Source organism: Pseudolabrys sp. FHR47 (genome assembly GCF_005153485.1).
GTDB lineage: Bacteria > Pseudomonadota > Alphaproteobacteria > Rhizobiales > Xanthobacteraceae > Pseudolabrys.
The window spans coordinates 2,409,804-2,423,723 of the sequence record NZ_CP039740.1; the positions used below are offsets into that span (position 1 = coordinate 2,409,804).

Consider the following 13,920-nt stretch of genomic DNA (forward strand, 5'->3'; position numbering starts at 1 on the left):
TTCAGGGTGTTAGAGCGCAGGCCGCTCACCAGGTCCCGGCGCCGCGTTCCGCAGCAAAGCCCAGAGCGGCCGTATAACGCGGTTCGGCGTCGTCGCCGCCGCGCGGCATGACGGTCGGCCGGCTGTAACCGCCGGCAAAGCGGCGCGCCGAGGCCGGGATACCATCAGCCTGCAGCGCCGCCGCCTTCCACGACGTACCCTTGAGGTCGGGAACGACCACCAGCTTATCGACCTTGCCGTCGAGGAAGGCCGTCAGGAATTTCTTGTAGTCCTTGAACGACACACAACCGTTCGACTGGCCGTTCGGGCCGAGCATATAGGTGTGCGCCAGCATGCCATCGCGGCCGAACATCCTGTCTTCGTAAACCGGATTGAGACGGATGGCGCGCACGCCGTGGAAGAGCCGTTCGCGTTCGGTGAGCACATAGACATTTGGCGGCGTCGGGCCGCGCATGCGCACCTTGATGTGGCGCGGATCGTCCATGCGCTCGCCCAGGCCGGAATGAGCTTCGAGCTTGCTGCCGTCGGGCATATGCACGACGCTGCCGGTAATGTCGTACACGGCGGTGCGCGCCACCGAGTCCGGCACCGCGGAGGGCAATGAAGCGGGAATAGACGCGACCGGCGCCAGCTTCGGCGGCGCCTTTGCCTCGTCCTTCACCAGGTCATTGGGCAGATCCTTGGCCGCCGTCCGAGAGTCGATCGCTGCCATTGCATCATGTTTGGAAAGGCCTTCCGGCTTCGGTGCCGGGAGAGCAACGGCCGGTACCGCGACAGGCGCTTCGACAGTCACAACGGGTTTCGGCGTTTCGATTTCGGCGCGGGTTTGAGCCAGCCGCGGCGGCAAGGGCCGTGGCAAAGGCACAGCGGAGTTGAATGACGGCGCCGATTTCGGCTGCACCACGGTCGGCCGCGTTTTCTCTGCCGGCAGGATCGGCTTGGTGCGGTCGATATAAGCATCCGCCCACTGCGAGCCGCCCTGCCCGCGCGCCGCCGTCCTGGCCATCTGCTCATGTGGCGCCAGCACCAACGATCCAGGGCCGCTCGGCAGACGGACATGCGGCTGCATCGTACCGCCTGCCATCCACGCAGCGGTGAAGGTGACCGCCAAAGCCGATACGGCGACAAAGCCGACGGCAGCAGTGCCGAGAATGATGCAATTGCGCACCGTGCGCAGCCCCCGTCCGACAACAGCGGACGACGAGCGCCGATCTTCACGCCAGAATGCGTCGACAGTGGCGGCGGCCGTATACGTCATGCGTTACGCAACTCGAACTCGACACACGGCCTTTACGCCGGCATTCCCAAGACGATCTTTCGATTTCTACGCTCCGCCATTAGGGTTAAATGACCCTTAAGCCACAGAATGGATTCACGAATTTTCTGCGGGCCTGCCGATCTAGGTTGCCGCGGGTAGGCCATGGGGGGCGACTCAGCGTAAGCCTTCCGCATGCTCACACTGCGCCTCACCCTCATCGCCCTTTCCACCGCGCTCCTGTTTTCCAGCGCGGCCAACGCTCAACCCATGAAATGCAGCGGTCTAGAAAAGACCTGTCAGCAGGCTTGCCCCAAGAGTCCTGCCTCAACGAAGTCGGCATGCTTGACCGAATGCGGCGTGCGCAAAAACGTCTGCATGCGCAGCGGATGTTGGGATGACGGCCGCCTCCGCTATTGCGGCATCTCTAAGCAATAGGTCTTTGCCGGGCAGTGACAGGTTCCGCCGGTTTTCCGCGGCGCGATATTTTTAAGAAAGCGTCATCCGAATCGCCTACGCTTCCTCACATGGCGGTTCGTCGATTACGGATCGATAAGGTGCTCAGGTCAGTCGGGACCAACACGACCCCGAACGATCAAAGCCAGCCGCCGTCCCTCGCAAAGCCCGCTCTGCCCGTCCAGGTCGCCACAATGGACCGGGATTGGCACGTTCGATGCATGGCTCATCCTGCGTCCGTGACGGACCGCGGGCGCTTGCGACCCTCAAGCAGTCCACGAGAAGGAGTCGGCCTTGGGTAAGAACCTGAACAAGAAGAGACGCCGCCATGAACGCTTGTCTGGAACCGCCGAGATCATCAACTTCCAGAACAAGTTCGAAGCTGAACGGGTCTTACCGCCGATAAAACCTCTCAATCCGACACAAGCTGACTACCTCGACGCGCTCCGCAGATTTCCCCAGGTCATCGTCCTCGGACCAGCCGGCACCGGCAAGACCTGGATCGCGGCAACCCACGCCGCCGACCTCCTCCGCAACCGACAAATCGACAAGATCATCCTGACCCGGCCCAATGTACCGTGCGGCCGGTCGCTCGGCTTTTTTCCCGGCTCGCTCGAGGACAAGTTCGCGCCCTGGGCTGCGCCGGTGATCGAGGCAATCAAGGAGCGCATCGGCAAGGCCGCCTACGACATCGCGCTCAAGAACGGCGCCATCGAACTCGTGCCGTTCGAGGTGATGCGCGGCCGCTCGTGGAAGAACGCGTTCGTCCTGCTTGACGAGGCGCAGAACACCACGGCCGCCGAGATCAAGACCTTCCTGACGCGCATCGGCGAGGACTGCACCGTCGTCATCAACGGCGACATCAGTCAGTGCGATCTGCCGAAGGAATCCGGGCTGCGCACGGTCATCGAGATCATCGACGGGCAGAACCTGCCGGTCCCGGTCGTTGAATTTACCCGCGCGGAGATTGTCCGCTCCGGCATCTGCGCGATGTGGGTGAATGCTTTCGAGACAGCCCGGCTGTAAGGCCCGCGAATCGCGCCGCGAGACCTAAAAGTGGCCGGGGCGAAGCCTCGTTCCGGCCACTTTTTTTCGCATAGTCGCGCCGGTAAAATGGCGCATCCCAGTTGATTGAGACGCGCCGGCGCGCCATATAGCGCGTGTCATCCTCATTCGTTGAAGACCCGCCCAGCGATCCTCCAGGAGAAAAATTTGAGTCAATTCAGAAGTCCGGACGCGTTCGAGCGCCGGAACAATGCCGCTGCCGTCAAAAAGGCGATGCTCGAGAAATTCCGCGCCGCCACCCAGGCCCCGGAACTTGAATCCAAGCGTCAGGAGCGTCTGGCGATCGCCCAGGCACGCGCCGAGCGCCAGGCCCAGCGCGACGCCGAGCGCGAAGCCGCCCGCAAGGTTCGTGAGGCCGAGGAAGCCCGGCTCGCCGCCATCGAGGCCGAGCGCCAGGCCAAGTTGCAGAAGGAAGCCGAGGAACTCGCCGCCCTGGAGGCCGCCGACAAGGCCGCCGCCAATGAGGCTCTTCTCGCCGAGCAAAAGGCCAAGCGCGACGCCCGTTACGCCGCCCGCAAGGCGGCAAAGAAGAACAAGAAGCGCGGCTACTGAGCCCTCGGGCTTTGCTGCCAAGTCAATTCATCGTCAATTCATCGCCGGCCCATGTGGCCGGCGATTTCGTTTGACGTGCCGTGCGACGGTCAGCGGGCGCGAATCGTATCCGAGGTCAAGTCGGCATTCGCGGCGGTTTGACCCTTCTGACATTGTGCCGACACTTCCAATGCCCTGGCCCGAGCCCGCTCCAGCACGAAGAGCCGAATGGCCGACGACAGGTTGCCGCCTTCCCGCTTCGTGTCGATATCATTGACGACGGACGACAGCGTCATCCGCTGCTTTTCGGCAAACATCTTCAGCTCGTCCCAGAAGGCATCCTCGAGACTGACGCTGGTCTTGTGGCCCGCGATGACGATCGAGCGTTTGGTCACAAGCGATTTCATCGGCGTGTCTCCCCTGAACTGCCGTCCCACTTCGCTCGGCGAATGCAATCGAGCGGATAATGGCGTTCATAAGCGGCCGTTTCGGGGCTGGCTGTGATCGCCAACACAACTGCGATCAGGGGCGCCGTGCCGCCTCGGCCAGTTCCTTGAAAACGGCGAAGACCAGCGGCTTGCGTTCGAGGTTATAGGCTTCGACGTCCCGCGCAGCCCGGTTGATCCGGTCCCAGGCGACCGCGGCCTTGTTCATCTGGCCGGCACCGATCTCCGCGTTCAGGCGGTCTGACAGCCAGCCATTGACCAGATCGACGAAGGTCTCCAGCGATTCCGGGTCCGTGCCGGACAGGGCGTCGCCGAGCGCATGCAGCGCACGCGGATCGGGGTTCGGCAGTTGCCGCATCACCTCCAGTACACGGCCGCGCAAGGCCAGCGCCGGGCCGTCGATCAGGCGGAGCGCGCGGCCCGGACTGCCGCCGGATGCTTCGGCAGCCTGCCGCAGTTCCTCGTCGGCGGCGCCGGTGGCCGCTGCCAGAGCGCGCGTGACGTCCTCCGTCGCCAGCGGTCGCAGCAGCAGCCGGCGGCAGCGTGAGCGGATGGTCGGCAACTCACGGCCCGGCGACTGGCTGATCAGCAGCAGCATCGTGCGCGGCGGTGGTTCTTCGAGGATCTTCAGCAGCGCGTTGGCGCCGTCGCGCTGCAGGTCGTCGATCGGATCGACAATGGCGATGCGCCAGCCGCCCTCGCCCGCGGTCGAGCCGAAGAAGCCCACGGTCCGTTTTACGTCGTCGATACGGATATTCTGAAACAGCTTGCCGGTCTGTGGATTAACGACGCGCTCGAGCACCAGAAGATCGCCCTGAGCCTTCACGGCCATGCGCCGGGCCGCCGGGTGATCGGGATCGACGGCGAGCGAGGCGGCGTTCTGGACCTCGGCCGAGGCCGGATCGGGATGCGCCAGCACGAAGCGCGCCAGCCGATAGGCAAGCGTCGCCTTGCCGATGCCGGGCTGGCCGCCGATCAGCCAGGCATGCGGCATGCGGCCGCCGCGATAGGCGTCGAGCAGCGTCCGCTCGGCGTCGGCATGGCCGAACAGCACGGTGGTCTGGTGCGGCGCAATCGCCTCGCCATCGTCCGCCTTGTCGGACTTGTCGCTCATGGCACGGTAGCCTCGGCCGGTGCGGCAACCTCGCCCAGAAGGCGCTGCGCGACAGCATCCCAGATGCGCTCGGCGACGACATCGCGCGGCGGACGGCCGTCGATCACGGCAAAGCGCTTCGGCTCCTTCTTCGCCACGTCGAGAAACGCCAGACGCAGATTCTCGTGAAACTCAACCGACTCCGCCTCGAAGCGGTCGGCGGCGCCTTCGCCGCGCCGGGTCTTGGCGCGGGCGAGCCCGATATTGGCCGGTACATCGATGAGGATGGTCAGATCTGGCATGGCCTCGCCGACCGTCACGCGCTCGAGGCCGCGGATCAGCTTCATATCGACCTTGCCAAGAGCGCCCTGATAGACGCGAGTCGAATCGATGAAACGGTCGCACACGACCCATTTGCCCGCCTGCAGCGCCGGCAGGATGGTGGCGTTGACGTGATCGTCGCGCGCGGCGGCGAACAGGATCGTCTCCGTCTCGGTGCCGAGCGGCTTGGCGATCCCGGACAGGATGATGTGGCGGATGATCTCGGCGCCAGGCGAGCCGCCCGGCTCCCGTGTCAGCACGACGTCGAGCCCGCGTGCGCGCAGCCGTTCGGCCAGCAACGCCGTGTGCGTCGACTTGCCGGAACCCTCGCCGCCCTCGAAGGTGATGAACTTGCCGCGCGTGCTCATGGTTTCTGCGCTCACAACTTTTGAGCGCCGGCGCGGAAAACTCCGATCACAAGCTCGGCGGCCGCATCGACCGCACGCTGCGACAGCGAACCTTGCGCCACCGCCTCGGCCGCCTTGAGCGGCACATTGAGAATGACCTTGTCGTTGCGCCAGACGCGCAGCACGCCGATCGGCTGATCCTTCGCAACCGGCGCCGGCACCGGCCCGTTATAAACGATGCGGGCGATGAGGCGGTCGCCGCCGGCCTTCGGCATCATGACCTGCACCTGCCCCGGCGCCAGCAGCGGCACGCTGCCTTCGGCGCCGCCATAGACCTTGGCGGTGCCGATGATCTGGCCCTCGGCGAACAGGATGCGGTGGTCGAAATTCTTGAAGCCCCATTCCAGCAGCTTGCGGCCGTCCTCGGCCCGCTCCTTGGGCGAACTCAACCCATTGACGACGGCAATGAGGCGCGTGCCGTTCTGCACGGCCGAGCCGACCAGGCCGTAGCCGGCTTCCTTGGTAAAGCCGGTCTTCATACCGTCGGCGCCGATCTCCAGCGCGAGCAGCGGATTGCGGTTCGGCTGCTTGATCTTGTTCCAGGTGAAATCGCGCTGGCCGTAAATCTTATAGAGTTCGGGATAGGTCACGATGATGTGGCGCGCCAGCAGACCCAGTTCACGCGTCGTCACTTGCGTGCCCGGATCGGGCAATCCGTTGGAATTGGCAAAGGTCGATTTCGTCAGCCCGATGGCGCGCGCCCGCTCCGTCAGCTTGCGGGCGAATTCGGCTTCGGTGCCGGAAATGCCCTCCGCCAGCACGATACAGGCATCGTTCGCGGACTGGATGATCATGCCGTGAATCAGCGCATCGACCGGGATCCGGCTGTGCAGCGCCGCGAACATGGTCGACGTGCGGGACGGCGCGCCGCCCTTTCGCCAGGCATTTTCGCTGACCGGAAACTCATCGGTGAGATTGAGCCGGCCCTGCTTGATTTCGTTAAAGACGTACTCCGCCGTCATCAGCTTGGCGAGCGAGGCCGGATAGATCATCACATCGGGGTCGCGCTCGAACAGCACGCTGCCGTTCTCGGCATCGATGAGGATAGCGTGCTTGGCGTTGATCGGCGGATCGTCTTTCTTCGCCGGGTCCTTCTTGGCGGCAAGCCCGGAGGCCGGCTTGTGGCCGGAGCCGGGCCGATGCGCCTTGGTCGCGGCAAAAGCCGGCGCGCAGACGGCAACCGCAAACAGCGCCGCTGTCGTCGCCCTGACGATCCTGGCACAAAACGCTGTCATGCAGCGACCCGACATTCCCGATCTACCGGTCAGACGATTAAAGACATGCCGAATAAAGACATGCCGAACGGCCCACAACGGCCGTTCAAGCCGGTTCCACCGGGCAAAAATGGCAGCGCTGTGACGGGTGTATCGGGCGCGCCTCAGTAGAGGCCACGACCGTTCATGAATCCCGCGCGGCCATCATACCGGGTCGGGGCATAGGCCGAAACCGGCGAAACCGCTGCGGCGGCCGGGGCCTGTGCGGTTTGCACAGCCGCGGAGCGCATCGGGGCCGGCAAACTGGCCGCCGCGATGCGGGCCGGTACTTCAGTCTCGGCCTCGTCGTCATCCGCGACCGCGGCAACCTGCTGGGCCGCCGGCGTCTTGGTGGCCGGCGTCTTGGCCTGACGCGGCGCCTCCGCCATCGGCTTGGGGTCGAAATAAGGCGCGAAATCCTTGGACGAGGCCACCTGCACCTTCGGCGGCGGCGCATTGCCGTCACGCAAGGTGGCCACCAGCTTGCGATCATCGGAGCCGGCCAGCGGCGCCCGGCCGACATACTCGACCCTCACCTTGGTGACACCATGACCGTGGAACTCCAGCAGGCGCGCCACGCGCGCCGACAGGTCGATGACGCGGTTGCCGACATAGGGCCCGCGATCGTTGACGCGCACGATCATCGACTTCTTGTTGCGCAGGTTGGTGACCCGCGCATAAGACGGCAACGCCATGGTCGGATGCGCGGCCGAAATCGATTCCTTATCGAAGATTTCGCCATTGGCGGTGTAACGGCCGTGGAAGTCGGAGCCGTACCACGACGCATAACCTTCGGCCTTGTAGTTCACGTCCTCTTCGGGGACGTAGGTGCGGCCGGCGACGGTATAGGGCTTGCCGACGCGGTATTTGCCGCCACCCTTCGGGACCGGCTCGCCGTCCTCGATGACTCGGGGGCTCGCCGCCACGCCCCATTTGGGGTCGAGACGGGAATTGGCAGAACAGTTGGCGAGCAGCAGCCCGCCCGCGACAACCGCAGCGACGCGCGCGCACAGACCGATCCGGCCGCTCTCTTGCAAAACAGGCATGCTTGACGAAATCGTCCCCGGTGGCAGCGCAACAATATTAACCTCAACCGGCCCCGGCGGAAACCCGCCAGCGCCGTTGTGGTAAACGATTGGTTCGACACGGGCTTTGGCCCCGTATCGACACAAATCGTCGATATCCCGGATACTTAAGGCGGTGCCTCCTGGCAAGCGCGCCCGGCATCGACCAATGACTGGCGCACAGGTGGCATTGCGTCACACGAGGCCATACCGCGCTGGAGGCACGTCTTGGACCTTCAGAGGCTGCGTTCCAGCTGAACGCGCGCGAGTGTGCGTTGGATATTGTCCGTCAGCGTTTGCGCCACGATACGCCCGATCCGGCTGATCGGTTTGCGCCCATCGATGGCGATACTGACGGTCTGCGGCTCGGCGCCCTTGTCTCGCACCGGAATGAATGTGAGCGAGCCGTCAATCAGTTCCGGTGCGGCGTCGAGTTCCGACGTGAAGGCGATATAGTCGCCGCTGCGCGCAAGCGACTTCACCAATTGCAGCGAGTTGGTTTCGACCACCTTCTGGCCTTCGGTGAATAGCCAGCCATGCCGAGTCTCCAAATAACGGCGGATCATCAGCGCCCGGCTCTGCAGGGCGATGGGATACGCAACTGCCTCCTGCATGCTGATCGAGCGCTCGCGCGCCAGCGGATGATGAGGCGCAACGACACAACCAAAAGGCAACTCCGCCGACCACAGCACATGCAGTTCGCGGCGCGGTGACAGATTGAACACGGCGGCAATATCGGCCGTGCCGCCGATCAGTGCGCTGCCTGCCGCGTCGGTGCTGCCGATTTCGATTTCGAGCGCTATGCGCGGATGTTCCCGGGCTAGCTGCTGCACCACATCGGGCAGGAAGCCGTTGACGTGGCTGTCCATCGCGACGATGCGGACATGGCCCTGATGGATGCCTTGCAGCTGTTGGAGGTCGGCCGCGGCGCGCCGCTCGTCGGCGTGCCAGCGCCGCGCCAAGGTCACAACGGCGTCCCCGGCCGGGGTGAGCCGCATGCCCCTGGCCACCCGTTCGAACAGCGGAACGCCTAAAATCCCCTCCAATTGAATGATTTGGCGGTTGATCGCTGAGGCGGCGACGTTCAGTTCCTTGGCCGCGCGCTGGATCGAGCCTGAGCGGGCGACCTGATCGGCGTAACGCAAGGCAGCGGGCACGAGGGACGGCATTCGGCAGACCATTCTAATTTTGCGCATGCATGATTGCCGAAACGGCGCTAGACGGCAATGGTGCCGCGCGCCACCATAGCCTTGCCGGAGACCATCGCAGGCTGTGGAACCCTGAGCGTATCGTGACTGACGCCACCGGACATGCGCTGACGCTCGCGCACCTCACGCACCGCTTCGGCGACTTCGTTGCCGCCCGCGACATCAATCTCGACATCAGGCCCGGTGAACTGATCTCGCTGCTCGGCCCGAGCGGCTGCGGCAAGACCACCCTGCTCAAGATCATCGCCGGCTTCCTGCGTCAGAGCGAAGGCGACGTGCTGGTCGACGGCCAATCGATTTCGCATCTACCGCCGAACCGGCGGCAGGTCGGCATCGTGTTCCAGAACTACGCCCTCTTCCCGCATATGACGGTGGCGGAAAACGTTGGCTACGGCCTCGCCGCTGCTGGCCGGCCGAAAGACGAGATCGCCGCGGTGGTCAAGGAGATGCTCGGCATCGTGCAGATGGGCGCCTTCGGCCACCGTCTGCCGCGCGAACTGTCCGGCGGTCAGCAGCAACGCGTGGCGCTGGCGCGCTGCCTTGCCATTCGCCCCAAGATTCTGTTGCTGGACGAGCCCTTCAGCGCGCTCGACAAGAATCTGCGTCTCGACATGCAGATCGAGGTCAAACGGCTGCAGCAGCAATCGGGCATCACGACGGTCCTCGTGACGCACGATCAGGAAGAGGCCCTGAGCATCTCCGACCGCATCGCGGTGCTGTCGCGCGGCTATCTCGAGCAGTTCGATACACCGACCGAAATTTACGACCGGCCGCGCTCGCTATTCGTCAACACCTTCGTCGGCACTGCCAATCTCATTGAGGGCGTTCTCGAAGCCAAATCGGCCGACCGCTCGTCCGTCCGCATCGGCGGCATTATCATCGACGTGCCGCTGCCCGGTCCGGTCGCCGTCGGCGCGCCGGTCCTCGTATCGGTACGACCGGAAAGTGTCCGGCTGTCCGCCACGCCCGGCGGCTTGCCGGTGCGCATCGCCGCCGTGCTGCCGATCGGCCCATCGCTGATCTACGAGGTGCTGCTCGAGAGCGGCACGCCAGTGAAGATCGTACAGGACCGCGCCGAGAGCAGCGGCAACCTCGGCGACAACGCTTTCCTTTCGATCAGGACCGATCGCATCAGCGGCCTTTTCGCCAAAACCCAGCAATCGTAACGACAGGAGATATTCATGTTCGACATCACACGGCGCCATCTTTTAGCCGGGACCGCGGCTGCAGCCGGCCTGTCCCTTCTGCCTCGCACGGCTTTCGCCGCCGAGGAACTGGTCGCCGCCACTTTCGGCGGCACCTGGGCCAATGTGCACAAGCAAATCCTGGCGCCCTATTTCAGCAAGAAGTCGGGCGCGACGGTCGTGCAGTCGCCGATGCTGGCGACCGAACAGATTGCCAAGCTGACCGCCGCCAAGGGAGCGCAACCGCCGTTCGATGTCGCGATGCTCGACGACGGTCCGAACATCGCCGCCATTGACGCGGGCTTGGTCGAGAAATTCGATCCGTCGAAGGCGCCGAACTTCGCCTCCCTCGCGCCCGGTTTCAAAACCGAATACGGCCCAGCCATCACCATGCAGGCGATCGGCATCGCCTATAATCCGAAGACCGTGAAGACGCCGCCGACCTCATGGGCCGATCTGTGGAAGCCGGAATACAAGGGCCGTGTCGGCATCACCTCGCTCGCCTCGACTCTGGGGCTCGCATTTCTGCTCGATATCAATCGCCTCGAAGGCGGCACGGAAGCGAGCATGGAGCCCGCCTTCAAGAAACTGAAAACGCTTCTGCCGAACCTCGCCGCCGTTTCGGCGAACTTCGGTGCGCACGGCGCACTGTTCCAGCAGAACGAGATCGATATCGGCGTGCAAAATTTCAACTTCGCCGAGGAACTGAAAGCCAAAGGTGTTCCGATCGAATTCGTGCGCGTTTCGACCGGCACTCCCGCCTGGAAAACGACCATGCATGTCGTCAAGGGTGCGCTGAAACCCGACCTCGCCTATTCCTATATCGACAGCCAGTTGTCGGCCGAGGTGCAGGGTGAAATGCAGAAGTCGCCGTGGAACGTGATCCCGACCAATTCCAAGGTGCCATTCGACGGTTTGGTCGCCAGCAAGATCGCCAAGACTCCGGCGGATCTCGAAAAGATGGTGTTCTTCGACTGGAAGAAGGTCAACCAGGGCCGTGCCGAGTGGACGGCGCAGTTCAACCGCGACATCCGCGCCTAAAGGACGAACGATGGCCGACGGTGCGGCAAAGGAAGGACAGGAATGGCGGCTAACGCTACCGCTGACTCTGTTCTTTGTTGCCTTCTTCGTCGGCCCTCTCCTCCTGCTGATCGGCATCAGCTTCCAGGCCGAGCGCCAGATGACCGGCGTACTCGGCCTCAACCAATACGCCGTCTTCCTCGGCGACAGCCTCAATCTCGATGTCTTGAGCAATACGCTCATTCTTGGCGTCAAGGCGACCGCTTTGTGCCTGATCTTCGGCTATCCGCTGGCGTGGCTTATCACCCGCGTATCCGCCCGGATGCAGGCTCTGCTGATCTTCCTCGTCATACTTCCGATCGTGACCAGCGTCGTGGTGCGCACCTTCGCCTGGATCGTCATCCTCGGCCGGCGCGGCATCGTCAATGACGCCATCATCGCTATGGGCCTGTCGGCGACACCGCTGCGGCTGCTGTTCAACGAAGCCGGCGTGGTCATCGTTCTGACGCAGGTTCAACTACCGCTGATGGTCCTGCCGCTGGTCACCGTCCTGCAGCGCATCGACCCGAACCTTGCCAGCGCCTCACAGGCGTTGGGTGCGGGGGCGTGGCGCACATTCTTCAAAATCACGCTGCCGCTGTCGATGCCCGGTATCATCGCCGGCACGATCCTCACCTACACAGCTTGCGTCAGCGCCTTCGTCACGCAGTCGCTGATCGGCGGCTCGCGGCTGCTCTATATGCCGATGATGATCTTCCAGCAGGCGATGGATCTGCAGAACTGGCCCTTCGCCGCCGCGATTTCCGTTCTTTTCATGATTTCCGTGCTGCTCATTGTCGGCCTGCTGGTGGCGCTGTCGCGCAGCCGCGCCGCTCGGCTTTACGGCTAGGGGGCGGCATGAGACGCGCCATTGACTGGAACGAAGTCTCCTTCCGAGCCGTGTTTTGGCTGTTGTCACTCATCGCCATCGCCGCGCTGGCGGCACCGGTGATCGTCATCCTCATGCTATCGTTCACCGGCGAAGAGGCCCTGCACTTCCCGCCGTCAAGCTATTCGCTGCGATGGTACGAGGCGCTTTTGTCAGCCAACGAACTGCGAGACTCCTTCATCATCTCGCTGAAGGTGGCGCTCATCACGGTCATCGCCTCGGTTGTTCTCGGCGTCGCGGCGGCGCTCGCCATCGCACGCAGCAGGAAGACCTGGGTCCGCAGCCTCGAAACCTTGTTTATGTCGCCGCTGATCCTGCCGGCGCTCGCTTTCGGCTTCGCCTCGCTGATGATGTTCTCGATACTCGGCTTCCGGCCGTCGATCCTCACTTTGTCGATCGGCCATATCGTGGTCTGCGTGCCCTTCGTGCTGCGCACGACGTTGTCGAGCCTCGCCCAGCTCGATCCGGCACTGCTGGATTGCTCGGTCAGCCTCGGCGCCTCCGATTTCTACACGTTCCGCCGGATTACGCTGCCGCTGATCGGCCGCGGCGTCGCCTCCGGCGCCTTCATCGCCTTCATGTCCTCCTTCGACAACATCCCGGTTTCGCTGTTCCTGCAGGACGCACGAACGCAGATGCTGCCGATCTATCTGTGGGACATCATCCAGAACCAGCTCGACAATCGCGCGGCGTCGGCCTGCGGCGTCATCATCATCGGCACCATCCTGCTCATGCTGCTGATGGAACGGCTCGCCGGCTTCTCGCGCTTCATGAAATGACAATGAGGGAACACACGTGCCGGCCGCGATGACGACACTTGCCGAGCTCAATGCCATGCCGGCCGGCGATTTCATGGCCGCGCTTGCGCCGGTGTTCGAGAACGCTCCCTGGATTGCCGAAGGGGTGGCGGCGAAGCGGCCCTTCGCCAGCCTCACGGCGTTGCATAAGGCGATGTTGAGCGTCATCGCCGAACAGCCGGACGACGTGCAGGTGGCCTTCCTGCGCGGTCATCCCCGTCTCTCTCCGGAGACCTTGCGGAAGGGCACGACGGCAGAATCGACGGCCGAGCAAACCGCAGCGGGCATCGGCGCGCTCGACGAGGCAACGATCGCGAAACTCACCGCGCTGAACGCCGCCTATGACTCGAAGTTCGGCTTCCCATTCATTCTCGCGGTGCGGCGCGCTTCATTGCCCACCATGCTCGCGACTTTCGAGCGCCGGCTGGCGGCAACGCCCGAAGCCGAGCGCGCCGAGGCTCTTGCCGAAGTTCAGGCCATCAGCTGGATGCGCCTACTGGATCGCGTGCAACCGGCGCCGACCGGGAGCCTATCGACCCATGTACTCGACACTGTGCGCGCCATGCCGGCCGCAGGGCTCGGGGTCGAATTGTGGGGGCGCGATGCCTCGGGTCAGCCGATCTGTCTCGAGAGCTTCACGACCGACGCCAACGGCGCCTCCGGTCACGATCTGCTCGGGCAAGGCCGTCTGCGCGCGGGGACCTATGAATGGCGTTACGACACGCCGACCTATTTCGCCGCGAGAGGCTATCCGACGCCGGCGCGCTCGTTCCTCGGTAAGGTCACCGTCGCCTTCTCGGTGTGGAATCCGGAAGAGCACTTCCACGTCCCGCTGCTGCTGACGCCCGGTTCATACATGACCTATCGCGGCAGCTAGCGGTCATACTTTGCC

14 protein-coding genes are annotated in these 13,920 nt (G+C 64.0%); 7 read left to right on the top strand and 7 right to left on the bottom strand.

The window, feature by feature from the left end:
• Positions 1–25: 25 nt before the first annotated feature.
• The gene (locus E8Q40_RS11885; RefSeq protein ID WP_137044764.1) at positions 26–1,258 is read right to left on the bottom strand and encodes a DUF2778 domain-containing protein; all 1,233 of its coding nucleotides are present in this window, start codon (positions 1,256–1,258) and stop codon (positions 26–28) included.
• Between the two features lie 789 nt (positions 1,259–2,047).
• Here E8Q40_RS11885 and E8Q40_RS11890 point away from each other — a divergent pair.
• Both E8Q40_RS11890 and E8Q40_RS11895 read left to right on the top strand, forming a co-directional pair.
• On the top strand, positions 2,048–2,737 hold the full coding sequence (locus tag E8Q40_RS11890) for a PhoH family protein (RefSeq protein WP_370455256.1): 690 nt from the start codon (positions 2,048–2,050) through the stop codon (positions 2,735–2,737).
• Between the two features lie 186 nt (positions 2,738–2,923).
• The gene (locus E8Q40_RS11895; RefSeq protein WP_137044765.1) at positions 2,924–3,328 is read left to right on the top strand and encodes a DUF6481 family protein; all 405 of its coding nucleotides are present in this window, start codon (positions 2,924–2,926) and stop codon (positions 3,326–3,328) included.
• An 89-nt stretch (positions 3,329–3,417) separates the two neighbouring features.
• Here the strand turns inward: E8Q40_RS11895 and E8Q40_RS11900 are convergent, their stop codons facing one another.
• The 6 genes from E8Q40_RS11900 to E8Q40_RS11925 form a co-directional block, all read right to left on the bottom strand.
• A complete protein-coding gene (locus tag E8Q40_RS11900) occupies positions 3,418–3,714 on the bottom strand; it encodes a ribbon-helix-helix domain-containing protein (RefSeq protein WP_137044766.1) in 297 nt (98 codons plus the stop codon).
• A gap of 115 nt (positions 3,715–3,829) precedes the next feature.
• Positions 3,830–4,867, bottom strand: coding sequence for a DNA polymerase III subunit delta' (locus E8Q40_RS11905; protein WP_137044767.1), 1,038 nt, complete (start codon positions 4,865–4,867; stop codon positions 3,830–3,832).
• Positions 4,864–5,535: a dTMP kinase gene (tmk, locus tag E8Q40_RS11910; RefSeq protein WP_137044768.1), complete on the bottom strand. Its 672-nt coding sequence runs from the start codon at positions 5,533–5,535 to the stop codon at positions 4,864–4,866. Before tmk ends, E8Q40_RS11905 begins: the two co-directional genes overlap by 4 nt.
• Before the next feature lie 11 nt (positions 5,536–5,546).
• Entirely contained in the window at positions 5,547–6,809 is a 1,263-nt protein-coding gene (locus E8Q40_RS11915; RefSeq protein WP_137044769.1) for a D-alanyl-D-alanine carboxypeptidase family protein, read from the bottom strand.
• Between the two features lie 143 nt (positions 6,810–6,952).
• Positions 6,953–7,873 carry a septal ring lytic transglycosylase RlpA family protein gene (locus E8Q40_RS11920; RefSeq protein ID WP_137044770.1) on the bottom strand — a complete coding sequence of 307 codons (921 nt, stop codon included), beginning with the start codon at positions 7,871–7,873 and terminating at the stop codon, positions 6,953–6,955.
• Positions 7,874–8,127: 254 nt separating this feature from the next.
• The gene (locus E8Q40_RS11925; RefSeq protein WP_168197812.1) at positions 8,128–9,060 is read right to left on the bottom strand and encodes a LysR family transcriptional regulator; all 933 of its coding nucleotides are present in this window, start codon (positions 9,058–9,060) and stop codon (positions 8,128–8,130) included.
• Positions 9,061–9,182: 122 nt separating this feature from the next.
• Here E8Q40_RS11925 and E8Q40_RS11930 point away from each other — a divergent pair, with 122 nt between their 5' ends.
• The 5 genes from E8Q40_RS11930 to uraD are packed head-to-tail and all read left to right on the top strand — an operon-like array spanning position 9,183 to position 13,905.
• Positions 9,183–10,265: an ABC transporter ATP-binding protein gene (locus tag E8Q40_RS11930; RefSeq protein WP_246662812.1), complete on the top strand. Its 1,083-nt coding sequence runs from the start codon at positions 9,183–9,185 to the stop codon at positions 10,263–10,265.
• Between the two features lie 15 nt (positions 10,266–10,280).
• Positions 10,281–11,324 carry an ABC transporter substrate-binding protein gene (locus E8Q40_RS11935; protein ID WP_137044773.1) on the top strand — a complete coding sequence of 348 codons (1,044 nt, stop codon included), beginning with the start codon at positions 10,281–10,283 and terminating at the stop codon, positions 11,322–11,324.
• Positions 11,325–11,334: 10 nt separating this feature from the next.
• A complete protein-coding gene (locus E8Q40_RS11940) occupies positions 11,335–12,192 on the top strand; it encodes an ABC transporter permease (RefSeq protein ID WP_137044774.1) in 858 nt (285 codons plus the stop codon).
• Positions 12,193–12,200: 8 nt separating this feature from the next.
• A complete protein-coding gene (locus tag E8Q40_RS11945) occupies positions 12,201–13,010 on the top strand; it encodes an ABC transporter permease (protein ID WP_137044775.1) in 810 nt (269 codons plus the stop codon).
• Positions 13,011–13,026: 16 nt separating this feature from the next.
• Complete coding sequence (gene uraD / locus E8Q40_RS11950; RefSeq protein ID WP_137044776.1) at positions 13,027–13,905, top strand: 2-oxo-4-hydroxy-4-carboxy-5-ureidoimidazoline decarboxylase; 879 nt, start codon at positions 13,027–13,029, stop codon at positions 13,903–13,905.
• Positions 13,906–13,920: the final 15 nt, after the last annotated feature.

Bases quoted from the DNA above. Each gene is read 5' to 3' on its own strand.
- E8Q40_RS11935 (WP_137044773.1), top strand. From the start codon at position 10,281: ATGTTCGACATCACACGGCGCCATCTTTTAGCCGGGACCGCGGCTGCA.
- E8Q40_RS11925 (WP_168197812.1), bottom strand. From the start codon at position 9,060: ATGCCGTCCCTCGTGCCCGCTGCCTTGCGTTACGCCGATCAGGTCGCC.
- E8Q40_RS11900 (WP_137044766.1), bottom strand. From the start codon at position 3,714: ATGAAATCGCTTGTGACCAAACGCTCGATCGTCATCGCGGGCCACAAG.
- E8Q40_RS11885 (WP_137044764.1), bottom strand. From the start codon at position 1,258: ATGACGTATACGGCCGCCGCCACTGTCGACGCATTCTGGCGTGAAGAT.
- E8Q40_RS11915 (WP_137044769.1), bottom strand. From the start codon at position 6,809: ATGACAGCGTTTTGTGCCAGGATCGTCAGGGCGACGACAGCGGCGCTG.
- E8Q40_RS11945 (WP_137044775.1), top strand. From the start codon at position 12,201: ATGAGACGCGCCATTGACTGGAACGAAGTCTCCTTCCGAGCCGTGTTT.
- E8Q40_RS11905 (WP_137044767.1), bottom strand. From the start codon at position 4,867: ATGAGCGACAAGTCCGACAAGGCGGACGATGGCGAGGCGATTGCGCCG.
- E8Q40_RS11920 (WP_137044770.1), bottom strand. From the start codon at position 7,873: ATGCCTGTTTTGCAAGAGAGCGGCCGGATCGGTCTGTGCGCGCGCGTC.
- E8Q40_RS11940 (WP_137044774.1), top strand. From the start codon at position 11,335: ATGGCCGACGGTGCGGCAAAGGAAGGACAGGAATGGCGGCTAACGCTA.
- tmk (WP_137044768.1), bottom strand. From the start codon at position 5,535: ATGAGCACGCGCGGCAAGTTCATCACCTTCGAGGGCGGCGAGGGTTCC.